Source organism: Chryseobacterium endophyticum, assembly GCF_056333165.1.
On record NZ_JBWGXE010000003.1, the window covers coordinates 282,304 to 308,820 of the forward strand.

Annotated in this window: 29 protein-coding genes and 1 riboswitch; of the genes, 12 read left to right on the forward strand and 17 right to left on the reverse strand. The window is 38.0% G+C overall.

Features of this window, described 5'->3' with window-relative positions; genetic code table 11:
- Positions 1-65 precede the first annotated feature (65 nt).
- The 8 genes from AC0N32_RS09415 (at position 66) to AC0N32_RS09450 (ending at position 7,302) form a co-directional block, all read left to right on the forward strand.
- Positions 66-929, forward strand: a complete 864-nt coding sequence (locus tag AC0N32_RS09415; protein WP_476393596.1) for a DUF58 domain-containing protein — start codon at positions 66-68, stop codon at positions 927-929.
- A 57-nt stretch (positions 930-986) separates the two neighbouring features.
- The gene (locus AC0N32_RS09420) at positions 987-1,883 is read left to right on the forward strand and encodes a BatD family protein (RefSeq protein ID WP_476393597.1); all 897 of its coding nucleotides are present in this window, start codon (positions 987-989) and stop codon (positions 1,881-1,883) included.
- A complete protein-coding gene (locus AC0N32_RS09425) occupies positions 1,876-2,868 on the forward strand; it encodes a VWA domain-containing protein (protein ID WP_476393598.1) in 993 nt (330 codons plus the stop codon). Before AC0N32_RS09420 ends, AC0N32_RS09425 begins: the two co-directional genes overlap by 8 nt.
- Positions 2,868-3,875: a vWA domain-containing protein gene (locus AC0N32_RS09430; RefSeq protein WP_476393599.1), complete on the forward strand. Its 1,008-nt coding sequence runs from the start codon at positions 2,868-2,870 to the stop codon at positions 3,873-3,875. The genes AC0N32_RS09425 and AC0N32_RS09430 overlap by 1 nt, the downstream gene beginning before the upstream one ends.
- A gap of 118 nt (positions 3,876-3,993) precedes the next feature.
- Positions 3,994-4,713, forward strand: a complete 720-nt coding sequence (locus tag AC0N32_RS09435) for a tetratricopeptide repeat protein (protein WP_476393600.1) — start codon at positions 3,994-3,996, stop codon at positions 4,711-4,713.
- Complete coding sequence (locus tag AC0N32_RS09440; protein ID WP_476393601.1) at positions 4,713-6,455, forward strand: BatD family protein; 1,743 nt, start codon at positions 4,713-4,715, stop codon at positions 6,453-6,455. The genes AC0N32_RS09435 and AC0N32_RS09440 overlap by 1 nt, the downstream gene beginning before the upstream one ends.
- A 44-nt stretch (positions 6,456-6,499) precedes the next feature.
- Positions 6,500-7,102 carry a MarC family protein gene (locus AC0N32_RS09445; protein ID WP_476393602.1) on the forward strand — a complete coding sequence of 201 codons (603 nt, stop codon included), beginning with the start codon at positions 6,500-6,502 and terminating at the stop codon, positions 7,100-7,102.
- A 5-nt stretch (positions 7,103-7,107) separates the two neighbouring features.
- On the forward strand, positions 7,108-7,302 hold the full coding sequence (locus AC0N32_RS09450; protein ID WP_476393603.1) for a hypothetical protein: 195 nt from the start codon (positions 7,108-7,110) through the stop codon (positions 7,300-7,302).
- Between the two features lie 102 nt (positions 7,303-7,404).
- Here the strand turns inward: AC0N32_RS09450 and AC0N32_RS09455 are convergent, their stop codons facing one another.
- From AC0N32_RS09455 to AC0N32_RS09490, 8 genes are all read right to left on the reverse strand, one after another.
- The gene (locus AC0N32_RS09455) at positions 7,405-8,376 is read right to left on the reverse strand and encodes a chorismate-binding protein (protein WP_476393604.1); all 972 of its coding nucleotides are present in this window, start codon (positions 8,374-8,376) and stop codon (positions 7,405-7,407) included.
- A 19-nt stretch (positions 8,377-8,395) separates the two neighbouring features.
- Positions 8,396-9,109 (reverse strand): hypothetical protein, encoded by a 714-nt coding sequence (locus AC0N32_RS09460; protein ID WP_476393605.1) that lies wholly within the window; start codon positions 9,107-9,109, stop codon positions 8,396-8,398.
- A 190-nt stretch (positions 9,110-9,299) separates the two neighbouring features.
- Positions 9,300-10,409 (reverse strand): RNA polymerase sigma factor, encoded by a 1,110-nt coding sequence (locus AC0N32_RS09465; RefSeq protein WP_476393606.1) that lies wholly within the window; start codon positions 10,407-10,409, stop codon positions 9,300-9,302.
- A 2-nt stretch (positions 10,410-10,411) separates the two neighbouring features.
- Positions 10,412-11,374, reverse strand: a complete 963-nt coding sequence (locus tag AC0N32_RS09470; protein ID WP_476393607.1) for a hypothetical protein — start codon at positions 11,372-11,374, stop codon at positions 10,412-10,414.
- An 88-nt stretch (positions 11,375-11,462) separates the two neighbouring features.
- Positions 11,463-11,891, reverse strand: a complete 429-nt coding sequence (locus AC0N32_RS09475) for a PaaI family thioesterase (protein WP_476393788.1) — start codon at positions 11,889-11,891, stop codon at positions 11,463-11,465.
- Between the two features lie 106 nt (positions 11,892-11,997).
- The gene (locus AC0N32_RS09480) at positions 11,998-12,582 is read right to left on the reverse strand and encodes a 1-acyl-sn-glycerol-3-phosphate acyltransferase (RefSeq protein WP_476393608.1); all 585 of its coding nucleotides are present in this window, start codon (positions 12,580-12,582) and stop codon (positions 11,998-12,000) included.
- 316 nt (positions 12,583-12,898) lie between these two features.
- Entirely contained in the window at positions 12,899-14,620 is a 1,722-nt protein-coding gene (locus AC0N32_RS09485; protein ID WP_476393609.1) for a PspC domain-containing protein, read from the reverse strand.
- Between the two features lie 11 nt (positions 14,621-14,631).
- Positions 14,632-14,961, reverse strand: a complete 330-nt coding sequence (locus AC0N32_RS09490; protein WP_072952756.1) for a PadR family transcriptional regulator — start codon at positions 14,959-14,961, stop codon at positions 14,632-14,634.
- Between the two features lie 337 nt (positions 14,962-15,298).
- Here AC0N32_RS09490 and AC0N32_RS09495 point away from each other — a divergent pair, with 337 nt between their 5' ends.
- On the forward strand, positions 15,299-15,988 hold the full coding sequence (locus AC0N32_RS09495) for an XAC2610-related protein (RefSeq protein WP_476393610.1): 690 nt from the start codon (positions 15,299-15,301) through the stop codon (positions 15,986-15,988).
- A gap of 3 nt (positions 15,989-15,991) precedes the next feature.
- Positions 15,992-16,582, forward strand: a complete 591-nt coding sequence (locus AC0N32_RS09500; protein WP_476393611.1) for an HD domain-containing protein — start codon at positions 15,992-15,994, stop codon at positions 16,580-16,582.
- A gap of 184 nt (positions 16,583-16,766) precedes the next feature.
- Here the strand turns inward: AC0N32_RS09500 and AC0N32_RS09505 are convergent, their stop codons facing one another.
- The 4 genes from AC0N32_RS09505 to AC0N32_RS09520 form a co-directional block, all read right to left on the reverse strand.
- Entirely contained in the window at positions 16,767-17,150 is a 384-nt protein-coding gene (locus tag AC0N32_RS09505) for an acyl-CoA thioesterase (protein ID WP_476393612.1), read from the reverse strand.
- Between the two features lie 105 nt (positions 17,151-17,255).
- Positions 17,256-17,433: riboswitch (cobalamin riboswitch) on the reverse strand.
- 61 nt (positions 17,434-17,494) lie between these two features.
- Entirely contained in the window at positions 17,495-18,316 is an 822-nt protein-coding gene (locus tag AC0N32_RS09510; protein WP_476393613.1) for a hypothetical protein, read from the reverse strand.
- 228 nt (positions 18,317-18,544) lie between these two features.
- On the reverse strand, positions 18,545-18,925 hold the full coding sequence (locus tag AC0N32_RS09515; RefSeq protein ID WP_476393614.1) for a YcxB family protein: 381 nt from the start codon (positions 18,923-18,925) through the stop codon (positions 18,545-18,547).
- Positions 18,926-19,041: 116 nt separating this feature from the next.
- Positions 19,042-21,189 (reverse strand): endonuclease MutS2, encoded by a 2,148-nt coding sequence (locus AC0N32_RS09520; RefSeq protein WP_476393615.1) that lies wholly within the window; start codon positions 21,187-21,189, stop codon positions 19,042-19,044.
- Between the two features lie 95 nt (positions 21,190-21,284).
- Here AC0N32_RS09520 and AC0N32_RS09525 point away from each other — a divergent pair, with 95 nt between their 5' ends.
- Complete coding sequence (locus AC0N32_RS09525; protein WP_476393616.1) at positions 21,285-21,800, forward strand: GNAT family N-acetyltransferase; 516 nt, start codon at positions 21,285-21,287, stop codon at positions 21,798-21,800.
- Positions 21,801-21,886: 86 nt separating this feature from the next.
- Here the strand turns inward: AC0N32_RS09525 and AC0N32_RS09530 are convergent, their stop codons facing one another.
- The 3 genes from AC0N32_RS09530 to AC0N32_RS09540 are packed head-to-tail and all read right to left on the reverse strand — an operon-like array spanning position 21,887 to position 24,286.
- Positions 21,887-22,393 (reverse strand): hypothetical protein, encoded by a 507-nt coding sequence (locus tag AC0N32_RS09530; RefSeq protein ID WP_476393617.1) that lies wholly within the window; start codon positions 22,391-22,393, stop codon positions 21,887-21,889.
- Positions 22,394-22,443: 50 nt separating this feature from the next.
- On the reverse strand, positions 22,444-23,715 hold the full coding sequence (locus tag AC0N32_RS09535) for a hypothetical protein (RefSeq protein WP_476393618.1): 1,272 nt from the start codon (positions 23,713-23,715) through the stop codon (positions 22,444-22,446).
- Between the two features lie 34 nt (positions 23,716-23,749).
- Positions 23,750-24,286 (reverse strand): YceI family protein, encoded by a 537-nt coding sequence (locus AC0N32_RS09540; RefSeq protein WP_476393619.1) that lies wholly within the window; start codon positions 24,284-24,286, stop codon positions 23,750-23,752.
- 462 nt (positions 24,287-24,748) lie between these two features.
- Between AC0N32_RS09540 and AC0N32_RS09545 the strand changes: the two genes are divergently transcribed.
- On the forward strand, positions 24,749-25,390 hold the full coding sequence (locus tag AC0N32_RS09545; RefSeq protein ID WP_476393620.1) for a uracil-DNA glycosylase: 642 nt from the start codon (positions 24,749-24,751) through the stop codon (positions 25,388-25,390).
- Here AC0N32_RS09545 and AC0N32_RS09550 read toward each other — a convergent pair.
- A complete protein-coding gene (locus tag AC0N32_RS09550; protein ID WP_476393621.1) occupies positions 25,377-25,874 on the reverse strand; it encodes a hypothetical protein in 498 nt (165 codons plus the stop codon). The two genes, AC0N32_RS09545 and AC0N32_RS09550, sit on opposite strands and share 14 nt — an antisense overlap.
- An 11-nt stretch (positions 25,875-25,885) precedes the next feature.
- Entirely contained in the window at positions 25,886-26,377 is a 492-nt protein-coding gene (locus tag AC0N32_RS09555) for a DUF456 domain-containing protein (RefSeq protein WP_089997824.1), read from the reverse strand.
- Between the last annotated feature and the right edge of the window lie 140 nt (positions 26,378-26,517).

Genomic DNA, 26,517 nt, shown 5'->3' on the forward strand with positions numbered 1-26,517 from the left:
AATTAAGATGATAGAAGTTTTAAAACTCAAAAAACACTAAACACTAATACTCTCAAACGCAAGAAATGCAGATAAAAGATATTGTAAAAAAAGTAAAGCAGATCGAGATCCGAACCCGAAAGAAGACGGAAGCTACTTTAATGGGGCAATATCACAGTGCTTTTAAGGGCCAGGGAATGACGTTCTCTGAAGTTCGTCCATACCAGTTTGGTGACGAAATCCGAAGAATCGACTGGAATAAAACCGCCCGGTTCCGCGAGCCATTCGTCAAAGTAATGGAGGAAGAGAGGGAACTTACCATGATGTTGCTGGTAGATATTTCAGCATCCATGGATTATGGTACCCAAAATCAGCTTAAGCGCGAATATGTTGCCGAAATTGCAGCAAGCCTGGGATTTTCAGCGGCAGGGAATAATGATAAAGTAGGGCTGATATTGTTTGCAGATAAGGTGTATAAAGTTATTCCTCCACAAAAAGGAAGAAAACATATTCTTTCAATCATAAGCACGATACTCACTGCAGATTATGTTCCGGCTATTGCAAAAATCGATAAGGCCATGGAATATATGATGGGGATTTTTAAAAGAAAGTCATTGGTATTCATGTTTTCGGATTTTGAGGATGAATATGATTCTAAAATGCTGAAAGCAGTATCGAAGAAGCATCAGCTGCTGGGAATGAGGATTTTCGATGCAAAAGATAACGAAATTCCGGATGTAGGCTACACCTTGTTGTACGATGCAGAAACGGGAAAGGAAATCTGGGCAAATACCTCTAATGCAAGGTGGAGATACAATTTTGCAGAAGCGCAAAAACAGAAACTGAAAGCTTTGGAAAATGATTTTGCCAACAGTTCGGCAAGCTTTCTGAACATGGATACAGGTTCCGATTATTCGAAGCTTCTGTACAACTATTTTCAGAAAAAATAACAATATTAGGAATAGGCTTGAGCTTATTTAAACTTTAGCCAAAACGTATTATTTACATTGAAAAAATTATTATTTATATTTTGTTTTGTTGTCTGTGCAAACGCTTTTTCACAGATTCTTTCTTCCAGTGTAGAAAAGAAAACGATCGCGCTCGGCGAGGTAGACCATATCGTCATTACGATCAATAACCTGGGTAATGAAAAAGTTTCTGCCGCTCCGGAAAACGAGTTGTTGCCTTTTCATTTTGAAGAGGTAAAAGACAGTATTTCGCAGACACAGGATGTTTATTACCGACGGATCGATTTTGCCGTTTTTGAAGAAGGAAAATTTACCATTCCCGAACTGGAATTCAAAGTAGGAGGGAAAATCCTGAAAACCATTCCTTACGAGATCGACGTGATCAATACTGCTCAGAAGACCGATCAGATCAACGATATCATGAATAATAAAGACGTAAAGCTTGAAGTTACCGACTACTGGCAGCTGTACAAGTTTTACATTCTCGCCGCTATTGCCGTAATCGCCCTGATTATTGCCATCGTAATGATCATTAAATATGGAAGGAAATCCAAAGATTCTCCTGTAGTGGCCACCAACCATACCTTAAAAGAGCTTGATTCTCTTAAAAAGAAAAAATATGTGGAAACCGGAAATTACCGTTCTTTCTATGTGGAGCTCATTGACATATCTAGAAATTTTATCACAAAACAGTACCGTTTGCCGGCAGATGTATTGCTTACGGATGATCTAATCGACCTGATGAAGAAAAATAACACGATTTCCCAGGAGAACGAAAGGGTGGTGGAAGATGTGTTTTTAAGAGGTGATCTTGTGAAATTTGCAAAAACCTTTCCGGATAAAGAAACTATGGAAAAAGATCTTAGAGAAATAACAGATTTTGTAAAGCGTTCATCAAAAGATTTGGAATTTGAAAATTTGAGGAAAGATGTTTGATTTTGAATTTTACAGTCCGTGGTTTTTATTGCTTTTTCTGCTCTTTATTCCCTTGCTTATTAGGGATATCAGCAGTCGGAAAAGAAAAGGGATTAAAGTTCCTACTATTAAAAATATGGGGGAGAGCGGTGGGATTCAGGCCGTGATGTTTTTAATGAAGATCTCAAAATACATCATTCTTTCGGCGTTAATTATTGCCATGGCAAGACCCAGGACCTTTACGATTTCCCAGGATCGGGACGACACCAAAGGTATTGATATAATGCTTTCTGTCGATGTTTCGTTAAGTATGCTGGCCAAAGATCTCAGCCCGGACCGTTTGACGGCTCTCAAAGATATTGCCATCAAATTCGTTCAGAAAAGACCGAATGACAGAATCGGGTTAGTTACGTATTCGGGAGAAGCATTCACGAAAGTACCTGTCACATCAGATCATCAGGTGGTTATCGACGAATTGCAGAACCTCAATCCTTTGGAACTGCAGCCCGGAACGGCTATTGGAGAAGGTCTTTCGGTAGCGGTGAATCACCTTAAGAACAGTAAGGCAAAAAGTAAGATTGTTATTTTAATGACCGATGGGGTAAATACCATAGAAAATGCAATGCCTCCAGCGCTGGCCGCGGAATTGGCAAAGAATAACAATATAAAAGTATATGCCATAGGAATCGGGACAAACGGTTATGCACTCATGCCTACGCAGACCGATATTTTCGGTGATCTCGTTTTTACGGAAACTGAAGTGAAAATTGATGAGCCTGTTTTGAAAGAAGTGGCCCAGATGACGGGTGGCAAGTATTTCAGGGCGACGTCAAACAGCAGTCTTGAAGAAGTATATGACGAAATCAACCAGCTTGAAAAGTCTGATGTAAAAGTTGCCAAGCTTTTCAATTATCAGGAATACTTTAAAGTCTTTCTCTGGATTGCCTTGGGAATGCTCTTTTTAGATGCTTTATTAAGATGGGTTTTTTATAAAATTTTAAGTTAATGGATTGGTATTTAGGGAATTATTGGTATTTGTTGTTACTGTTGCTTTTGCCGCTGTTAGCTGCTTTTCTCGTTGGGTTTTTAAAATGGAGAAAGAAAAAGAAAGAAATCTTTGCTGACCGTCAGTTTCATGAGCATTTGTTTGAAGAACAATCCCGTTTTACAAAATTTTTCCCTGCGCTATATCTGTTGGGAACTTTATTCCTTATTTTTTCGATCATTGATCTTCTAAGGGGTTCCGAAGAAATTAAAACTAATCAGAAGCTCAATAATGTTATTTTTATGCTGGATGTCTCCAATTCGATGAATGCCGAAGATATTAATCCCAGCCGTTTAACGGAAGCGAAGAATCTGATTATTCAGTCCATGCAGAAAATGAAGAGTGATAAAGTGGGAATTGTAATATTCGCAGGGCAGGCGACTTCCATCATGCCTCTCACTACGGACTATACTTCTGCGGAAACCTACATCAGCGGTATAGAAACCAATTCGATGCAGATCCAGGGTACGGATTTCCTGAACGGAATGAAAATGGCAGTTCAGAAGTTTAAAAATGTAAATAAAGATGCAAGGAAGGTAGTGCTGTTAAGTGATGGTGAAGACAATGAAGGTAATGATGACGCTGCTATCAGGCTCGCAAAAAAAGAAGGAATTATGATCACTTCGGTTGGTATCGGTTCTGATGAAGGAGCGCCGGTTCCGGAATATGCTTTTGGCCAGCTTATGGGATACAAAGCCGATATGTCTGGACAGACGGTCATCTCCAAAAGACAGACAGAAGCGCTGAAGAAGATGGCAGAGGCTACAGGCGGATCGTATATCGACGGTAATAACATCAACGAAGCTCCGGAGAGAATCGTTGATGCCCTAAAAAAGAAAACGGGATCTTCCGAGACCATGGTAAAATCGCAGAATGCCAATCATTATTACCAATATTTTCTTGCCGTTTCTATCTTTTTCTTCCTGCTCATCTATCTGTTTAATCCCAAAAGAGATTTCAATCTTTAAAGAATGAGGCAATTGCAGGTTGCAGACTCTTACTTTAACCCAACTTTAACAAATAAGGCACTGTTTATTAACATATAAAGAAATAATTTTGCAACTGATGAATACTAAAATCATTTTTTTGTCGTTTATTACTGCTTTCCTATGCTCAGGACTTGTTTTTGGGCAGAAAAATTACCGAACATTGGTCTATGAAGGGAATGAAAAATTTAACGGTAAAAATTATGATGGAGCATCCGTGAAATATTTGGAGGCGATAAAAATCAATGATAAAGATTTTGCGGCTCATTACAATCTCGGTAATGCACTCTACAAGAGCAAAAAATACGAAGAAGCAAAAGCAGAGTTTGAAAAAGCACAGAGACTTTCTCAGACTATTCCTGATAAAGCGGCGGCACTTCATAATCTGGGAAACGCATATATGCAGATGAAGCAGCCGGAAAAAGCAGCCGAGTTTTATAAACAATCTCTGAAACAAAATCCTTACAGTGAAACAACACGGAAAAATTACGAAATTGCTAAACTGAAAGAAAAAGAAAACCAGCAGAAAAAACAGCAGCAGAATAACTCTGGTAAAGGTGGCGGTGGCAAAGACCAGCAGAAAAATGATAATCAGAATGGTCCGAAAGATCAAAATAAAGATCAGGGCCAGGGGCAGCAGAATCAGGGCAAAGGCCAGGGGAATAATCCCGACCAGAAGCCGGATAATGAAGGCAAAATCCCAAAAGAACTTGAAAATCAGATACTCAATAAAGTAAGCGATAAGGAGAAAGAAACCGCCAGAAGAATTTTAAATAAAAATTCTTATTCGATGCCTGAAAGCAACGAGAAAGATTGGTGATGCAGAGCAGACTTACCTACATATTGTTCCTATTATTATCCGTAATTTCTTACGGACAGGTCAATCTCAGAGTGACTTCTGATAAAACGGTATACAGCACTACGGATATTATCAACCTTACCATCCTTCTTGAAATTGAAGGCAATGATTACAATAACCAGCAGACCAAGCTGAGGTCTCCTGACTTTTCAAAATTTAATCTTATCGGAACAGGTTCCGTGACCAATGGTCTTATGGATCCGGAAACCAATATGGTGATTTACCAGTCGGTGACCAGGCTGGCACTTGAGCCCAAGCAGAAAGGGAAAGTGAAGATCGGCTCTTTTCTGATAACCATCAACAATAAGATCTATAAAACCGAACCTTTCGAAATTCTTGTCAAAGAAGCAGATAAAAAAGCTTCTGTGGCCGTTAATCCTTCAAAAGATGTTTACCTGAATATGGAAGTGGATGACCGCGAGGTTTACCAGGATGAGCCTACCATTGCTGTTCTTAAAGTATATTCCAGGAACATGGATAATTTAAGGAAAGTGAAAAACATACACCTTCCTAAAGATAACAATCTGGATGTTTACCCGATAAGCATGACGAAATCTGAAATCGATCCTTCAGATTACGGAAATATGTCTTCGCAGGTTTTGGCCATATTCATGATTTTCCCAAATGAAGCGGGATACGTAGAAGTGCCCGGAGCTTCGGCTTCGGTGAGTTCTTATGCCGGGAAAAACAAAATTGTTTCCAATAAAGTTAAAATCAACGTTAAAAAACTGCCGGAAGGTTCTCCCGAATATTTCAAAAATGCAGTCGGGAATTTTAAAGTAAGTATTTCCAATGTATCAAAAGAAAAAGCTGAAGTTAAAAAACCAATCAATGTCCTGGTAAAAGTAAGCGGCGAAGGAAATCTTAAAAGCCTGGAACTTCCCAAAATCGTTGAATCTCCTGATTATGACGTTTTTGCTCCCAAAATTACCTCGAAAGTCACTACGGAAACAACCGGGATGAAAGGTGAAATTCTGGCTGATTATCTGGTTATTCCTAAAAAAACCGGTGATATTTCTATCCAGACGGAAAACTTTGCCTTTTTCGATCCTTCTAAAAAAGAATATGTAGATCTTGGCCACGAAATAATTCATGTAAATGCCTTTTCACATGACCAGATTATGGCGTCCCGCACGGCAGTTGAGAAGGTAAATGAATACACCAATACTTTTTTGGAAACGGTCAATACTCCTGTTTTAAAAACGACTTCTTTCAAAGTAAAAGAGAAAAACAGGTTCCATTGGAATGTTCTTTTTGTTAATACAGCGATTTTAATAGGATTATTCATAGCTTATATTTTGTTCAAAAGCTGGCAGAAAAAGCGCAAATCAAATAAAAAGATTGTGCCTGCACAGCCTGTAGGATCCGTCGCTGAAACCGAAAGAGAAATCCGTGAACAACTGAAAACGGATGTAAACGATTATTTCAGCTATTTGGAAAACCTTAAGGATAATGGAGATTATCAGAAATTCTTTCAAACTTACGATGAACTGGATTCTGAAGTAAGAAGCCAGTATTTCCAAAGTTCTGCAAATGATTTTGCAGATTTCCTTGAAAAATATAAAGGCTCTGCAACAGCCGAGGAATACAGAAATCTTACCCAAAAGATACAAATTGAAAAATACGCTCCAGTAAAATCCTCCGATGGCATGGACATCCTTTTACAGTCCATTGTGAATTTATATTCTCAAATTAGCAAATAATCAATTTATTTTCATATTTTTGCGAAATTAATAATTCTAAAGGCATGGAAATTTTCAATGATTTTTCTATTAAAGAAATCGTAACCTGTTCTATGGTTCTTTTTGCGGTGATAGACATTATAGGATCTATTCCTATTATTGTAAGCCTTCAGCAGAGATTCGGTAAAATCGAAGCAGAAAGAGCGACCATTACAGCAGGATTGATTATGCTGGTTTTCCTGTTTGTAGGAAATAAGATCCTGAAATTCATCGGGGTAGATGTCAATTCATTTGCCATCGCCGGAGCTTTCGTAATCTTTATTATTGCGCTGGAAATGATCTTGGGAATTGAGATCAACAAAACGTCTGAAGCAAAATCAGCCTCCATTGTTCCGATCGCTTTTCCTTTGGTAGCAGGAGCAGGAACTTTAACAACGACTTTGTCACTAAAAGCTGAATTTCACGATATTAATATTATTTTTGGGATTATACTCAACACAATTTTCGTATATTTGGTGCTGAAATCTGCAAACTGGTTAGAGAGGAGAATAGGTGACGCTACATTGGCAATCCTGCAGAAGGTTTTCGGAATTATCCTGTTGGCAATTTCAATTAAATTATTCACCGCAAATTTTGCCCAATTGGTGCAGGCTTATATTAATTTTTAAGAATCATGCAGAAGTTTTATAAAGTATTTTTAGTCGTTTTTATTGTGTTTATCGCAATCAATATTTATGCGCTTGACTGGCAATCCGATATGTTGTCAGAAGATAATTCGAAGTTTGTGTTTTCAGCAGCATCAGCTGTAATTGGTCTCATTTTGCTTTTCGTAATGAATACCTGGAGCAAGATCGGCGTAAAGAAATAAAGAATTAATTTTTAGTAAGATATAAAACCTCTTTTAGCACGGAAGAGGTTTTTTTTGTGTTTACCAGTAATGCATTGATATGAATTTATCTTTTACAAATCATTAAGGCGTAACCGAAAGGTTTTTAAGGATTGCCTCTGATTTCAGCTCAGTTTCCCGCCATTCTTTTTCCGGATTACTTTGAGCGGTAATGCCGCCCCCGACGAAAATGTGAACCGAATCCTGGTAAAGTTTACAGCAGCGAAGATTTACAAAATAATAAACGGTTTCTTCAGTTTCTATTTTTATATAGCCGGCATACAGTTCTCTCGGAAATTTTTCCAGTTCACGAATTTTGCCTTTACAGAAATCTTTCGGAATCCCGCAAACTGCCGGTGTCGGATGTAAATTTTTAATGATTTCGTCCAGATCTCCAGGATTGATATCAGCTTTAAAATCTGTTCTCAGGTGTTTAATATTTCCCGAAATATGGTCGTACGTAGAAGATTCTTCGATTTTTGAGGAATAGGTTTTAAGGATATTCCTGATGTATTCGGTGACGGGTTTCTGTTCTTCGATCTCCTTCTCAGACCACGTTTCTGAGACCGGAAGCGTTCCTGCAAGGCTCATGGTTTCAAACCGGCGTGTCTTTTTGTCGAATTTACCTAAAACCTCAGAGAAAGCACCCATCCACGCAACTTCTTCATTAATAAAAATATACCGGAATGCATTAGGATATGAAGCACAAAGGTTTTCGTAACTTTTCTGAAGATCAATTTCACGGAAATCAGTGAATATTTTTCGTCTTGAATACACCAATTTAGGAAGCTGATTTTCATTGATGGTGCCGATGACCTTTTCGAGATTGGTTAAATATTCACTTTGGGTTTCAGCTGTTAATTGGGTATTATCTTTTGGTAATGATGATGTTATGAGCGTTATTTCATCTGCATTCTCATGATTTACTTTAATGATTTTTCCGTAATGTTTATTCAGTTCTGAGCCTTCAAACGGATAAAAAGTAATGTTGTTTTCGTCATTGTTTTTATCGGTAGAATAAAGGTTTTCGTCAAATGGAAGTTTAAAATAAATCATTTAATAACGTTTTTAAAAATCAGTTTCGGGAAATACGGTATGAAATCCCAAAGTTGATTTTTCTTTCTGCAAAGGTATTGTTCGTCTGAAAAATCTCAAAATCAAACGAGCTGTTTTTTAAGGAAATGTTTTTCATTTTGTATTGCTGGTATTCTAATGATAAAAGGAATTTTCTAAAAAATCTGTACTGAAGACCGAATGAAAATCCTACGTAGGTTTGTCTGCTCTTAAAATCATCCATCTTCGACAGGACATTATTTTCGGGAATTAAAAACTGCATTTTATAGGTATTCTGATTCACAAGAATTCCGGCAAAGGGACGCCAGCCTTTCCATTCATACAAAGCTTTAAGCTGTAAGGTGTAATCGAAATGTTTATTGTTGAAACGCTGGAAAAGCAGCGGCTGATGATCTTCTGTAAAATAAAAGCCATTAAGACTGCTCTCGTCTTTACTGGCATCAATGTCAAAAGTCGAATTCCAGTGATAGATATTGGCAGACAGCATCATGTTCAGATTGTCGAATAAACTTTTCGAAAACCAGATGCCCATATTTTCTCCGAACTGTTCTTTATCTGCTGAAAAGGCTTTGGACCATTCACTTTTTTTGAAGCCGATTCCTGCTTCAATGCCATATTCAAAGCTGTTATTTTTCGTTCCGCTGATTCTCCTTTTAGCCCGTTGTTTTTCAAGTTCTTCCTGATAGATATTCCGGACGAAAGATTTTTCTTGCACTTTTGGGGATCCAAATATCAGATCATTAGATTTAAAATGTAAAGGTTTTATCAGATAAACCGTATCGTAAACCACAACTTTTTCATAGACATAGATTGTGTCTACTTTTTTTCGTCGCTGAGCCTGTGAAAAGTTTACGAAAAATATTAAAAAAAGAAAAAATAGCTTCCTTGACGTCATGATTCCGTGTTTATCTTTCTATAAATATGGTGTCTCTTTTGATAATTTTTTTCACAACGATCACTTTTTGAGGCATTTCATGGAGTGAGTCTTTCATCAACATCTTTTTGCTGTTCTTTTCTGAAACTATATTTTTCACTTCCTCAGTTTCCGATTTATCCGAAGGTTTTTCTTTAAGTTTATTTAATGTCGTTTTGGTTTTAATTGCTTCATCATTTAACTGTAAACCTGCCTTCTGTACAGCCTTTCCATTATGACTGTTTGATTCGGCATCCATGGTTTTTTCTGTATTCGTTTTTGTTAATAAAGAGGTATCAGGGAAATTTTTTAGGGATGATTTTTTTTGATGATTAAATAAAAATAATGATGTTATGATAATGATAAGAAAAGTCGTCCCGATGATTATTTTGCGGGTAAACGATCTACCCATGAATGAAACCGGACTTGTTACGATTTTTGTATTTGATGGAATTTCCAGTTTTTTAGATGGCTGAATTTTAAATTCAGCAAACTTGCCTTTGAAGGTCTGTGCCCAAAGTAGTCCTCCCATTCCGAACAGAACCAGAAGTTGTGCGATTTTATTTTTCGGGGTATTTTGATTGACAAAGTTATTCACCAAATAATTCTGAACCGATTTTTTCGCTCTCAGGAGATGGGATTTTGAGGTATTGACGGTAATTCCCAATAAACCTGAAATTTCCGCATGTGAATGATTTTCAATAAAATACAAATTGAAAACAGATTTGTGATGTGGCGGAAGATTGTCGATGGATGACAGCAGTTCTTCACGGGTAAAATCATAAATGAAGATGTTCTTTTCTTCCCAGGTAGGATGATCCATTTCTATATTGGTATCTGGAATTTCTGATGATTCGGTGGACACAAAAGTATCTTTGCTGTACTTGCGGATATGTTGTAAAGCATTGTTCACGACAATTTTCTTAAGCCATGCGAACATTGCTTTCTCGTCGTTCAGCTGGTGGGTTTTCTGGATTGCCGTGATGAAACTGTCATGCACAATATCTTCGGCTGTGTAAATATCTTGTATATACCTGCGACAAATCCCCAGGAGTTTTGGGGAATAATTGCTGTATATTTTTTGCCAGTCTGAGTTTGACATATTTAATTTTTTACAACTGCAATATTGTTAAAACTGGAAGCAGAGTTTACGTTCTGGAGAGATTGAGTCTCTACATCATTAATGAACACCTTATATTCAGTATTGTTAAAATTGTTTCTTATCATATACACATTTTGATCGGTAACTTTCATATCCTGAATAATCGGGAATGGCGAAGTGAATGCGATGGCAACTGAGTTTTTATAATACATGGCGAATCTTCCGTTAATATAAACGTCATTTTGATCCAATGCAGGTTTATAGCTGCCACTGGTAGGAGTAGGAGTAAAATTTGTCTGTAAGCCGGAAATTAAATTTTTATAATAAAAAAGCGAAGAAAAGTAGACATTTGTTTCATTGGAAACTACCTCAGTGATATATTGGTATCCGGTGGCGACCGGGTAAAAGACATTGTTTTTAAAGTATCCGTGATTCATAATTCCGGAGGTATTTTTTTGTGCACCGACATACACGTCATTGTTGAATTCTGTAATACTACAGTTATCATTATATGTTGACGAATCTTTAAACAACAGTATTTTTGCACCGTTTTTCCAGTAGCAGAATTCAAATTTATCTGTTGCAGGATTGTTGGTCTGCCACGTGTAGCCTGCGAAATATACATTTCCATTTTTTACAAATAAATCGAAAATATCAATGACATCCTGACTTGTAGTTCCTGCAGCCTGTGCGTAGGTAATATAATTTCCGTTTTTCCAATACCCGTATCTTCCTTTAACGTAAACATCATTTGCATCAACAAAAATTTCTGATGGTGCCGATTCTGCAGGAATATCGGTGATGTTGTGCTTAGTCCCATTTTTCCAATAGCAAAAGTGACTGTTTTCCTTACCGGAAACATAAACATCATAAGAATTTGTTTTCTGAACTGATACTTCTTCATCTTGTCCACAAGAAACAAGAAAAGCTAATAAAAATAAAAAAGGTAAAATTAGAGTTTTCATAGTCATTCTTTTCTTATTAGATGCACCATTCCGAAAAAGTTGCAGCAAAAAATAAAAAAAGCTCAAATTTTTTTTGAGCTTCTGTAGTTTATCTGTTGATGATCGTATTGGTCATGGTGGTATGACTGATCAGCTGGTTCTTTTCGTCCCTGATCTCAATTTCCGAAACATGCATTGTTTTTCCTTTTCTGATAAATCTGGCCACCGCTGTTACCAGTCCGTCTTTCTTGCTCCTTAAATGGTTGGTGTTGATGTTCGTTCCGACCCCGAAATATTTTTCTCCGTCAATGAAAATATTTGACAGGCTTGAGCCCATGGTTTCCGCCAGTACGCAGCTTGCCCCACCGTGCATGATCCCGAAAGGCTGATGAATTCTCGGTAAAATAGGCATCGTGGCTGTCAGGGTTTCATGATCAATATCAATGTCGATAAATTTTATCTCCAAAGTCTTCGCAAAAGTTTCCTCACCCCAGCTGTTGATGAATTCTAATATTTCCTCTTTTGTTTTATCTTTAATGTACATATATGATAAGCGATGATTGATGAATGATGAATGATGATTGATAAATGATGATTGATAATTAATAATTAATTTTGTTAACTTCTAACTTCTAACTTCTAACTTACGAATCATTCCCCATAATATTGGGATTCCAGTTTTCAGGAACTTTAGGAACAATATCATTTTTGATGTAATATTCCTGAATTTCGGCCATGATTTCAGCAAACGTAGCCGTTTCAATTCTCTCGTAAGGAATGGTATAGCCCAGATAAATGATTTTTCTTTTGAAATCTCCCGCCGCAAGGACGATCGGAACTTTTGCTGCCAGTGCCATGTGGTAAAATCCTTTTCTCCATTTCGGGACCCAGCTCCTTGTGCCTTCCGGAGTGATCACCAGGCTGAAGTCATCTTTGGCAAATTGTTTCGCTACGAAATTGACCAGATCATTTTTCTGGCTTCTGTCGATACCGATGCCTCCCAGTCCTTTTACCAATCCGCCGTACCATGCTTTGGTATGGGCATCCTTGATGATTATTTTTAAAGGCTTTTTAAGAGACCAGTAGGCAAGGTTTCCCAGAAGATATTCCATATTGTGGGTATGGGGTGCAACCACCAGAATGCATCGGTTGAGGCTGTTGACGTCGCCTTGCAAAACGACCTGCCAACCCATTAATTTTAATATTATTTTGCCTAAAAGCTTTCTCATAAAATCTGAATTAAAAACAAAAAAGTATAACCAAACTTTGGTTATACTTTACAAATATATTGAAATATTATCGCTCTTAAAATAAACCGCTGATTAAATCTACGATTTTCATTACAATTTCTAATGCCAGTTGTATCATGATTAGTTAATATTTTTGAGTGTTTTTTGGTTATTCTTTTACTATACAAATGTAAACTAATTTATTTACATAACGAACTAAATTTTAATTTATTTTAATTCCGGTGAGGGAAGAAGGGTGTGAATTTCAAACGATTGGGCTATCCATTCACACCTTCAGCCACTCTCTATAATTTAGTTATTTAGTTTGTATGGAAATTTCGTTTTTATCCTTATCAACTTTGAAGTCGATATTGGCGCCTTTCATCTTTTTGATGCTGTGTTTCATAGAATCGATCACTTTATCGGCCTGGTTGCTGGGAACTCTTTTACCGTTTACAATGATGCTGTCTTCGTCATCGGAATCATATTCTATGGTCGACCCGTTTACCGTGATTTTATTTTTTTCGATTTTGATGTTTCCGTCCTCGTCTTTTTCCTGGTCGTTATCGTTGATTCCGTCTGCATTAAGATCGCCGTCGAAGCTTATTCCGTCATTTTTTCCAGGAATAACGACTGTCTTTAAAGGAACAACAAGTTCGTAATCAATGCTGTAATCTCTGAATCTATGCTCATAAGGATATTTGATATAATTGGGAAGAATCACTTTATTGTTGATGATTTCTACCGGGACATTGACGTTCAGTGGAAGGTTGTATCCTTTAGCTTCTTTCTTGATGATCAGATAAGGTGTCTTAATATCAGCTTTTCTTGTAACATCCATGTGGATCCAGTCTTTTTCGTAGACAGAGATTTTATCAGAATAAATATCATCATCGTATCCCTTGAAATTTTGAGGAATGGTAACCTGCTTGTAATCAACATAAATGGTGTCGGAATTGGTATTGATGGAAACTTCTTCCGTATCTTCTTTATGGCCCTTCAGGAACATTTCTTTTTTAGCCATGCTGAATCCGAAGTAAGTCCCTAAAGAGATCAGTGCAAGGAACAGTGCTCCGATTACCCAGCCTGTATTTCTCAGTTTTGTTTTAGGTGAAATTAATTTAATACTTAGCAGCCCGAATAACATGGCAGGCAATAAACTTCCCAAAGTGATCAGCGCCATGATGACGTATTTCATATTGTCGTTGTCGAAGTAGAAATTCATTTCGCTCACAGGCGGAAAATCGCTGTCTGCGCCCATGAAACCGAATACCACGAATACGCCGATCAGGCAGGACAAAGACATGAAGGCAAAAATTCCACCTAAAATATATCGTACGACATTCCATAATCCGCTTCCTGCGTTATTGATGTAAGGCTTGTTTTCGATATAGATTTCTCCGACCCTCTGAGTAGATTCGTTGGCAAACTGTACCAGCTTATTAGACTCATTCTTAAGATTGTCGAAGTTCATAGGCTTTCCCTTCATTTTCAGGAAATCTGCTGCTGTTTCAGCTTTTGGTAATACTGCCCAAAGGATTACATAAAGAAGGAAAACCAGTGTTGATGATACGGCGGCCGTAAAAATTCCCAGGATGAAAATTCCCAGCCAGATGGCTCTCATTGCGGTGATATCCATTCCTACATAATGGGCAAGACCTGCGCAAACTCCGGCAATTTTCTGTCTTTCAGGATCACGGAACAGCTGCTTTTTATCAGAATATTCAGTTCCTGCGCTACCTGTTCTTTTGGTGTTTTTTTCAGAATAATAGGCTTCTTCCTGTTCTTCGATTTTTTCAGGGCTTCCGATCTGTGCAATAACTCTTTCTACATCAGAATCATTGATCACTTCACGTTTTGCCATAGAATCTTTGAAGATTTCCACCATTCTGATTTCTATGTCGTGCATTACCTCGTCTGCTTCAGAAGCATCCAGTGAGCTTCTCAGTGCGTTCAGGTAATCGCTTAGCTTTATATATGCGTGTTCTTCTATCGTGAAAGAAAAACCTGCGAGTCCTATTGAGAGTGTTTTGTTCATAGCTTTGTTTTTTAATTTTTTTGAGTAATTTGATTGACTGAATTTGTTAATTCGTTCCAGGTATTCTGAAGTTCATCTAAAAACAGCTTACCCTTTTCAGTGATCTGGTAGTATTTTCTGGGAGGCCCTCCTGTAGATTCTTCCCATCTGTACGAAAGAAACTCACCATTTTTTAATCTCGTTAAAAGAGGGTAGAGTGTTCCTTCCACGACATCCAGTTTTCCTTTTTTCAGTTCATCGATTAAGTCGGAAACATACATTTCGCGATGATTGATGAGACTTAAAATACAGAATTCCAGAATCCCTTTTCGCATTTGCGCTTTGGTATTTTCAGTATTCATCTTTAATAAGTTTTGTTAATTAGTTATATAATTTTCGAATTCCGGAACCTAGCTAGATGATCCTTCTTCGATTTTACATTACAAAGATATGTAATTAAAATGGTATTATGCAATACAAAGTAGTGAAATTATTTTATTAATTTATTTAAGTTATTGATAATCAGGTAAATTATTTTTAAGCCGGAATTTTTGTTTTATGAAAATTAAGATCTTTTTAAAATAAAATTTAAAAAAAATGTGCGATTTTTAATTTAAATTACCATGGAGATTTAGGGCAGACTCTGAATTAAAACCCCTAATTTTGTATCCGATTAAACTTATTTTACATTCTGCACATATGATACGCCTGAAATTTTTACTGCCTTTTCTGTTCATTAATATCTATATTTCGGCTCAGCATCAGTTTGAGATCAATGACGGATCATCCCATTATAATGTAAAAATAAATGTGGAGACCTGCAGTAAAGACGAATGTGAAGGAAAAGCAACCATAAACCTTTATGACAAAAAGACTGCTGCCCTGATTCAGACCCTGAAATCGGATAATCTTAATTTTTATCTGAATGAAAACCAGAAGCCGACCGTTAATATTATCCAGCTTTACAATGATCAAAGTCCATTGATTTTTGATGATTTCAATTTCGACGGAACCGAAGATCTTGCAGTGAGAAACGGGAATGAAAGTGGCTACGGAGGCCCGTCTTATGATGTGTACGTCTATAACAGTACCCGCAAAAGATTTGTCTTAAGCGAAGAATTAACCGCCCTGGCTCATGAAAACCTTGGAATGTTTAATACGGATGCTGAAAGGAAAAGATTGATTACCTATTCAAAATCAGGCTGCTGCTGGCACTTAACCACCGAATACTCCGTTTTGCCGCAAAGAGGGTTGTTTAAAGTGTATGAATTGGAAGAAGATGCGACAGGCGGTGAAAAAGTGAAGGTTACAAAACGTGAATTTGTTGATGATAAATGGGTTACCAGCATCAAAACGTATCCAATCAGTGAATATTATAAAGAAAATTAAAAAATGAAGATTCAAAAAGAAATCGATTTTATCCTGGCCGTTGATGCCCTGAAAAATGTACAGCGAAGAAACTTTAATGCCGATGATTCCAGGAGGGAAAATACCGCAGAGCATTCCTGGCAGATTATCATCCTTGCACAGATTCTGTTTCCTTACGCCAAAAACAGGGCAGATATCGATTTGCTGAGGGTGATCAGGATGCTTTCTATTCATGATCTTGTGGAAATTGAAGCCGGAGATACTTTCTTGTTTGACGAAGCGGCCATGGTCGGCAAGTTTGAAAGGGAAAAGGTTTCCGCGCAAAAGATTTTCGGAATCCTTGACGAACCCTTAAGATCCGAATTCTTCAATCTCTGGCTGGAATTTGAAGAAGAACAGACACCGGACGCCATTTTCGCCTGCGCAATCGACCGGATTATGCCTTTTATCCTGAATTCCCATACTTCAGGAAAAAGCTGGACCGAAGCGGGAGTGACCGAAAAACAAATCAGAAATATGCTGGAAAATGCGATCAGCAGAGCATCCGATGAATTGGGAGAGGCATTTCAACTGCTGCTGATTAAAAATCTGGAGACGGAGAAAGTTTTAAAATAAATTTAAATGTTATGCAAACGTCTTTTTGCTATTGAATTGATTTTTAAAGCTAAATAAAAGTAATTCACTATAAAAATCTCACAGATTGTATGCTTAAAAAAAGGTTTCGGCGGGCTTGCCCGCCGAAACCGATTAAAAGACATTTTGAAAATTGGCTCCGGCGGCCAAAGGCCGCCGGAGCACCTTATAATATTTGAATTGGTTTCTTGAATTCATCAATAGCTACAAAGGTAAAATCGCCTACAATGGCCCGCTCCCTTTCATACGAATACATCTGTTCGGTATAAATTTCTACATTTACCCTCATACTTGTGTTTCCCACGTGAACGACTTTCCCGATCAGTTCTATGATCGTTCCGGCGGGGATGGATCTTTTGAAGTCGATCTTATCGCTGCTCACGGTTACCACGCGCTTTCTTGCAAATCGTGTTGCGGCGATAAAAGCAACCTCATCCATGAGCTGCATCGCGGTTCCTCCGAAAAGGGTGTCGTAATGATTCGTTGTATTGGGGAAAACGGCTTTGAAAATTCTGGTTTCCGAGGCTTCAATTCTTTCTTCTGTAGTCATATTTCATTATAATTAAAGCGAAATGACGAGTTTAAGGACAGCAGAAAGAGCAGAGAGAAATCCCTGAGTATTCTTAGATCAATAAACTTCAAATCGCGAAAGTTTTTTATGATAAAGAAAAAGGCAGGTCTCCTGACTTGTAACATCTTTATTCCTTCCCATGGCCAGCACAGTGGATTTTTTATAAAGACTTCAGTTACTTACAGTTGCGCGACAGTTCGTGATTCTCACACGATTCCCTTTTAATCTGCAGTTAAGCAAAACCGTTTTCCTGAAAAGAATAAGGAAACGGAAAACCGTTAACCCCAATCTTTCCGGGTGCAAACATAATGATAATTGATGGATTATTCAGGATTTTTATAAATGATCTGGCTTTGAACTTTTCCCTGTTTGATGGTCCAGATGGTTGTATATTTATTTTCGCCGGAGCCATTGATCATGTATAGGAAAATATGATCGTTGTCAATGGCTGTTACGCCCACATTGCTGAAATCCATGGTGGGCTGGAACATGTTTTTAATGGCATCCCTTACAAAAACGGAGCCTCTTCCCGGCTGCTGGACCCTGATTGATTTTATTTCCGTAAGGCCTTCAGGAAGTTCCTTTCCTACGCCCCATGATTTTACTTTGTCGATTTTTACAATATTCCCGTCGGCATCTTTTTCCTGCTTTTTGAGTTTTGCATAAGAAGGGTAAACATCAATGATTACTTTTGTTCTCTGATTTCCCGGAACCTTAGGATTGGTGTCATCCGTAAAGATAAGCGATTTACCGTTTTTTGATTTGGAAGGCGTAAACTGGGGCAGCTTATCGATGAAAACCACGCGGTTTTTATTTACCATTCCTTCTTTGGTAATGCTGTCGTAGCGTACGAAAGGCTTGTCGGTGTCATCTTTTTCAGGATATTTGATCCAGATCCATTCGGTTTCACCGGGAGCCGGTTTCACATAAATAAAAACATCACCGGTTTTCATCCGGATTTTATCAATGATTTTCCGGTAGTCATCCTTATGAACCCGTACCATGGCATATCCTTCTTCAGCTTTTACCACACCGAAAGGAACTTTCTCCTGCCCTTTGGCAAAAGACATTAGTAGAAAACTGAAAACGGATAAATACAGAGTCTTGTTTACGGAAATCATCATGAATTTTTTTTGACAGTTCAAATATATTAATTTAATGCTTTTCTGAAGATACTAATGAAGCAGCAATTCTCCTAAATGTTTAATTTGTTTTCAATAAACATTAAAAACAACTAAATTTTATTGAAAACCTACTGATCATCTGTCTTTCAAAATAGTGGTTATTTTTTTTTAATGGTCTAAAAAAAGAAAGCGTTCAAAAACAGATATTCTCCTTTCTGAACACTTTCTTCCGTTATAGTTTAAAAAACATTAATCTTTTCTAAGTTTTGACTTGACATGATTATGTTTAATGATATGTCTGAGTTCCAGGATCTGAGCTCTTGTAAAGAACTTTTTCGGAACCATATTCATGACCTGCGCATTTTGGTAAATCAGGAACCAGTCTTTTTTCTCCTTGACTTTATAAACCGAATTCCACGCAAAATCCCCTTCGAAAGTCTCCCCTTGAATGAAAATTTTTTCTTTCGTGAAAGTGTAGGTAATGCTTTCCTGGATATTCTTGTTCGAGCTGTAAATAAACCTTACGCTAAAAAAAGACCGGATGATAATGAACAAAACCAAAACAGCAAACCAAATCGAAGCCGATTGCCATATATCCGTTTCCGTGCTGCCGTCCGTCGATTCTTTCATGATGAAAAATACCAGCAGAATCAAGGCGAAGAGTATGAGCTTCAGTGAAGAATTTTTTATATGAAAAACTAAAAAATCCCTGAATGTAATTTGCGTTTTTACAGTCATCCTTACAGTTAAATCCTTTCCAGCTCCTCGGCGTCGATTGTCGTCTTAAACGTCCCGTAGTTCACAATCACCTTATTTCTCGAAATTTTTTCGATGGTTCCTACACTCGTGCTTCCGGTGATACGGACGCGTTGTCCTACTTTCATCCACAAAGCCCGGTCGGTTTTTCTTTTTTCTTCAAGCTTTTCGTTGGTTTCTGCAATTTTTTCGATGACTTCTTCTTTTTTCAGCTGCTGCGTGATTTTCCTTTTCACCACCTGTAGCCTTTTGCTTTCATCCTTGTCGGCTCCCAGCTTACGGAATTTTTCCTGCTCGAGAAGTTTCACAAAATCTTTCACCACATCTTTTCTGGATTTTCCTTTGGTATAGCTGTCTATGAATGTTTCAATTTTGTTTCCGAACTGCAACTTACGGTGTTCCTCCTCATAAAGCTTCTGGAAATTATAAAGCTTTTGCTGAAGCTGATCGTTTAGTTTCTGCAGGTTGTCACGCTTATCTTCCACAGATTCCTTCCTTTCTGCAAGGTCGGTTTTCAGCTTTTCGACTTCATACTTTTCCTGCTGAAGTTTTACGATCGTTTTGTCAAGATTTACGATATCGTGTTCCACTTTTTTCTTTGCGGAGTGAATGATAAATCTTGGGATTTTATTCTTTTCCGCCACCTCGAAAGTAAAGGAACTCCCGGCCTGTCCGACTTCCAGCTTGTACATCGGCTCCAGGGTTTCCTCATTAAACAGCATGGCTGCATTTTGGGCATTCGGAAGCTGTTCAATAACCAGTTTGATGTTGGTATAGTGTGTGGTAATGATCGCGAAACTTTTCTTATCGTAGAAAAACTCCAGGAAACTTTCTGCTAAAGCTCCGCCCAGTTCAGGATCGGAACCTGTACCGAATTCATCGATCAACAATAGGGTATTGGCGTCGGCTTCACGGATGATTCCGCCCATTTTCTTCAGTCTTGAAGAATAGGTGGAGAGATGATTTTCAATCGACTGGTTATCACCAATGTCCGTCATGATTTTATCAAAGAAAAACATTTCGGATTTCGGATGTGTCGGAACCAGAATTCCGCTTTGGATCATCAGCTGCAATAAGCCTACGGTTTTCAGGGTAATTGATTTTCCTCCCGCATTCGGCCCGGAAATACAGATAATCCTGTTGTGATCCGTTAAAGCCAGCGTCTGTGGAAAAATGGTTTTGTTTTCCGCTTTATTTCTCAAAAATAATAGAGGATGAAAAGCTTCTCTTAATCTTAATGTTTTATGGCGGTTGATCTTCGGTAAAACCCCATTGATAAGCTCTGCAAATTTGGCTTTCGCTCTCGTTAAATCAAGATCGAAAATATACTTCTGGTACCTCCAAAGCTGAGGCTGGAATTCTGCAAGTTCGGCCGTCAGTTTTCTGAGGATTTTATCAATTTCCTTTTTTTCCTCATCTTCATTTTCCTTAAGCTTGAAATAATGTTTTACTACGGAATCCGGCTGGATATAGGTAATGGAGCCTGTTTTCGATAATCCCAGCACTCTTCCCGGAACTCTTTTCTTGAATCCCGATTTTACTGCCAGAACCCTTTGGTCGTCAATAATGGTTTCACGGATATCGTCAAGAAATTCACTCTGTCCATAATTAAACAACGCTCTGTTGAAATTCTCCTGGATGGCTTTTTTGGCCACCTGGATTTCAGCCCTCAAACTTTTTAAAACAAGGGAGGCTTCACTTTTCACCTCACCAAAACGGTTGAAAACCTTATCTACCTTATCAATGATTTCTTTTCTGAATTCCAGCACCGAAACGTCTTCTATTAAAGTAGGGAAGGTTTCCGGCATGGTCGGGAAAAATTTCTGAAGTTTTCCGATCTGCTCCGTGATGGTTTTTATTTTAATGAAAGAACTGTTTTCAAGCCGAAAATTTTCGATCAGCATTAATTTAAGTTCGCTTTCAATATCATCGTATTCATCAAACGGGATGGCATTCGAACTCTCGAAGCTGGACAGGTATTCGGAGGTTTTTTTCAGGGAAATTTCGGCCTCATCGATCTCCATCGGATGAAGCTGTAAAATTTTTTCCCTTGTTTTCGGGGAATATGCTAAAGGAGCAATCTCCGCGAGCAATTGCGGAAATTCCAATTCATTTAAATCTTCTTTATTTATAAACACATGCAAATTTAGTGAGAAAATGTGAATTTAGTTTGAAAATGAGTTAATTTGAAGATTTGAAAATATCAATGAACCCAAAATATGACATTATATATATGAAACTGGAAACCGAAAGATTGGAATTGAAAGAAATCGGTGAACATCACGCGGAAGATATTTTAAAGATCAGGAGCAATGACGTAATCAATGCGTTTATCCGTAGAAATTCACCCAAAAATAATTACGATGCGCTGCAGTTTATTTTAACGATTAAAGAAAAAACGAAGAATAATGAGGCTTTCTATTGGGGCATTTCACTGAAAGGACAACCCGGTCTGATCGGCACCATCTGCCTGTGGAATTTTTCGGGAGACCGTAAAACCGCTGAAGTAGGGTATGAGCTGCTGCCCGCATACCATGGTCAGAGAATAGTGTCTGAAGCATTGCAGCGAATCATTAATTTGGCTTCTGATACGCTTCATTTGAACGAAATGGTGGCAATGACCGATCGCCGCAATATTCATTCAAAAAAAATACTTCTACGCCATCAGTTTGTACAGGAAGAAAACAGGAAAGATGAAGGTTTTCCGGATAATCTTGTTTTCAGTTTAAAACTAAACAGTATTGTATAGGCCACCAAAAGCCCGCAGCATAAATTATACTGCAGGCTTCATCAATCTCTAAGCATTTTCTTGTTGATCTAAATATGAATGTTTTGCTATTGCGTGTTTGCTGAAAGTGCAAAGACAAGATTGAGGTCATCTTTCACGACGATCATTCCGCCCATTTTCTTCGGAGGTGAAATATCGAAATCACTGAACTTTACACTTCTTCTGCCGGTAAGTTTCCCGTTTTCGAGGCAAAAAGTAATGTTGTATATTTTGCTTCTGTTGATCATCTTCACTTCGATCTGTGCATTGTATACTGCTTTGCTCTTGTCTAAAGAAAGGAATTTTATATGAAGATAAGGATGGTCTGCTGCAGAAAGCGTTTTCTGGAAATCAGAAGTCATCATTTTGTTGCGGCAGTCGAAATCGTCTACTTTTAACGCAATGTTTGGAAGGTTTTTATCGCTGACTGCAAAGCTTCCGCCCGGTGTCCTGAATGTATTGTTGGTACATTTAAAAGTATTGATATTGGTGCTTCCGTTGATCTGAATGTAATTTTCCTGAGCATTCATGAAGATTCCTAATAAGAACGGAATGGCCGTTAAAAAAGCTTTCATAATCCAGAGTTTTGATAAGTTCAGTGGGAACTCTTGCGTTGTATATTCAGTTAGAAAGAAATGGCTGCTTCCAGAACAAATCCATTGAATTTGCCGTCATAAAGGATGCTTGAAGAAGGGTAGTCGTCATATTTCTGGTTTACATATTCTGCTTTGGCCAGGATATTTTTTGTCATAAACCAACCTCCGCCGATGTTGAAACGGTTGATGTCTACTTTATCTCCGGTTGCCAGTTCGCCTTTTACCAGGTTGTATCGTCCTCCCACATACAGATTGTCATCATTGCCGAATCGGTAGATCAGCTCTGCTGCATACTGGTTCCATGTTCTTCGGTCGGTTTCGCCTAGATTTCTTCCGGAAGCGTTTTCATAGGTTCCGAAGAACTCAACACCTTTATATCTTACAAAAGGGTTGATCATGAAAGAAGTTACTTTATTTTTAAAGTCCGGTACAATTTGTCCTGATCTGAAGTTCGCAGAAGCAGTTGCAGCTGCATTTTCCATCACATAATAGTATCTTGATCCGGCTCTGTCGCCATCGTAAAAGTCGAGTCTCTGTGTGTTGGCGGTATTGTAGACAGATCCTGTGATACGCACTCTGAGATCGCTGTTCAGTTTTTTGTCGTAGCCTACTTTAGCATATAAAGAAGGGCTTGTTCCGCCATTGGCATTCTGGTTGAGCCTTCCGTTGCTGATCCCTCCCATTCCGATGAAGCCGTCTCTTCGGTAGTAATATTCCGCAAAGATCATGGTGGCATAAGCGTCCATCAGGTAGTTTCCTACAAATGGGTTCTGGGTGGTATAGGCATTGTCGCTTCTTCTGAAGTGTACGTCACCATAGTTGATCTCGTCGTGACCGAATTTAATGGTTGAGTATTTCATAAAGTCACTCAGGAAGTCTTTTTTAATGAAATCGAGTTTGTCAATCTGGATATATCCGCCTTTTACATAGGTCTCATTATGGTGACGGGATGATAAAAATGTTCTTAAATGCAGGTTGATACCGTCGTATAAGGCAACATCAAGATCAAGGTTGGCGGTAGGCAGGTTGAAGTTGTTTCCGATATCGTAAAGCTGCGTGGCAGGTACGGATTGGTCTGCGCCGCTTTCGTGTTTAAGTCCTTGAAACTGTAGCGCAAATGCACCGCCGATTCGTACTTTAAGTTTTTCAAAAGTGGTTACAGAGTCTTTAGGGTTTTCAAAAATATTAATGCCTCTCTGGTCGCGTGGTTTAAGATTGTCTAGGGGAAACTGTTGGGCCTGTACGGCGCCGGCTAGTAAAACTGTTCCTAATAGTGCTGTTTTTATGGAGTTGGTTTTCATAATGCTTGGATTTTAATGTTGTTCTTTTAAAAGATTACTGTGCGACAATATTTACTTTGATGGTCACGTCGTCTCCGGTCTTGATGCCCATGAATCCGGGTCTGCTCATTCCGAACTCTGACAATTTCACTTTCTCGGTTCCGAAGATGGTATAGGTATTTTCGCTTTTTGCCACATTTACAGGGAATGAAACATTTTTTGAAACGCCTGCGATGGTCAATTTTCCGCTCACATTGCCTTTTCCGATGTTTATAGAAGATGCTGTAAATGATATGGTAGGGTATTGGGCGGCTTTTAAAGCTTCGTATGCCTTGTTATCCATGGTGCTTCCTTTTTTGCTTTTCAGATTTTTCACGGGCATGGTGAAGGTAGCGTTGGATATACTGTTGCCGTTTACGGTACCGGTAAAAGATGCAGCTGAAGAATTCATTTCCCAGTCATGTAAAGGAGAAGTTCCGTTTACGGCAACGGTAATGCTCTTCTGATTGATTTTTTGTGCCTCAGCATTTTGATAAAAAAATAATGTTCCGCATAGGATTGTAGCATTCAAGAAAATTCTTAAAGTTTTCATATCGACAAATATTTATTAATTATTTTATTTAATATTCTTTTGTTTTGTGATATAAAGGTATATATTATGTTAATTTTACTATAATTTTTGAATATGATATAAATCTTTATAATTTAATGTTTTGTTGATTATTTAATGAATTTAATTTATTGGTAATGATTTTAAGTGTTAAATGATGAAAGTTTGATTTTTAACTTATGATCCGCCGGAATGTCAGCCAAAAAAATAAATCATATCATTGGCGCACCGGAATTTGCTGATGAAAGTCACTCCCGTTTTCTTGCTCATACGGGTGTTAATGGTTACTTTATCGATTAAGCACTATAGTTTATTTCAGCATATATTTTTTATATTTGAAGAATTATTTGATGAAAAATCCCATAAATAAATAGTACCGAATATTTTAAAGCTGGCCGTTGTTTTGATCTGTGTATTAAGCTTTAAATCAGAAAAAATTTAAATATGACCTGGACAGAAATTTTAGCCCCTATAAAGAATACCGAGTATTTTGTCAATCTTTGGGAAAAAGTAAAGCAAGAATACGCTACCACAAAAGTTTTTCCTCCGAAAAGTCAGATTTTCAGAGCGCTTGAGATCACGCCTTTTGAGGATATCGAGGTGGTTATCATCGGTCAGGATCCTTATCATAATGATTATCAGGCTAACGGCTTATGTTTTTCGGTTTCCGAGCAGGTAACAGCACCGCCTTCGCTGAAAAATATTTTCATAGAGCTTAAAAATGATCTCGGGATTGAAAGGACATCCAAAGAGCTGGATGACTGGGGAAAACAAGGGGTTTTGTTGCTGAATGCGACTTTAACCGTACGGGCACATTCCCCGAATTCTCATAAAGATCTGGGGTGGGAAAAATTTACCGATTTTATTATCAAAGAAATTTCAGACAAAAAAGAAAACGTAGTCTTCGTGTTGTGGGGTGCCTTTGCACAAAAAAAAGCCGAACTTATAGATCCGGCCCGGCATTTTATATTAAAGTCTGCACATCCGTCGCCGTTTTCTGTACACCGGGGATTTTTCGGAAGCAAACCTTTTTCTAAAATCAATGAATATCTGGTTTCTAAAGGTAAAAAGCCTATCTCGTGGTAGGGACTTCGTAAGATTTCTGAATGGTAATTCCGATTCTGTATTTGCCCTTAAGTGCTTTTTGGCCTTGTATTGCTTCAGGATATGGGGTTATTTCTGCCAGTGTAATTTTATACCCGTTGAAATCTGCGGATTTTTGATAGTTTCTGCCTTTGTTGTCGAGACTGGCGAGCGATAACGTTACAGGTCTGGTGGTTGTTCCCATGACCTCAAGTTGTGCAACAGCTACGCCGACCCAGATGCAGTTTACGCCTTTTGGGCAACGGCTGTCCTCCGAGATATTTTTGAAGGTCACGTTCATCTGGTAATCATCCAGAAACCTGTTCTCTCCTTCATTAAAATAAATGATGGAGCCGTCTTTGGTACTTTTAGATGAATTCCCTGATTGTTCCACCTGATTTTTTGTTGAAAGCTTTGCTTCGTTTTGCGTTTTACAGTTGATTAACGATAATAGTCCTAAGCTTAATATAATGGTTTTGTATAACATTTCTTATTTTTTTAAATAATAGCAAGCATATTGAGTACAACCACCAAAAACATTGCCACACCTACGACAAAGCTGAATCCTGTTCCGTAAATGAATCCTATAAATGCACCCTTGGTTGATCTGAGAGCCTTGTTGAAGTCTTTACTGTCATGAAGCAATTCTCCTATGAAAACCCCGGCGAACATCCCTACTAAAAAGCCCAGAGGAATGGGCAGAAACAATCCGACAATAGTGCCTATCACCGAGCCGATGCTTCCCCATCGCGTCCCTCCGTATTTCTGGTTGGTCTTGGCGGGGATTACATAATTTAATACGACTGAAGCAATAGTAAGAATGATAAAAGCCCATACATAGATCATTGATAAATCGGCATCGGTCCCGAATTTATAAATCAAAAGCCCGCAGATGCTCAGCAGTAATCCCGGGAGAACAGGAAGAAAAGTTCCTAAAATCCCTAAAAACAGCAGGATGAGGCATAGGATGTCAATTAACGTTGTGTCCATAATTTTAATTTAATGAAAAGATATAAAAAAAAGTGGCTTCATAAAAGCCACTTCCATGTTTAAGATGAAGTTTTTATTAAAGTTTTGAAATTGCATAGTTGTAAATAAGATTTCTTTCTAACTATGTTCTGAATAGTGTA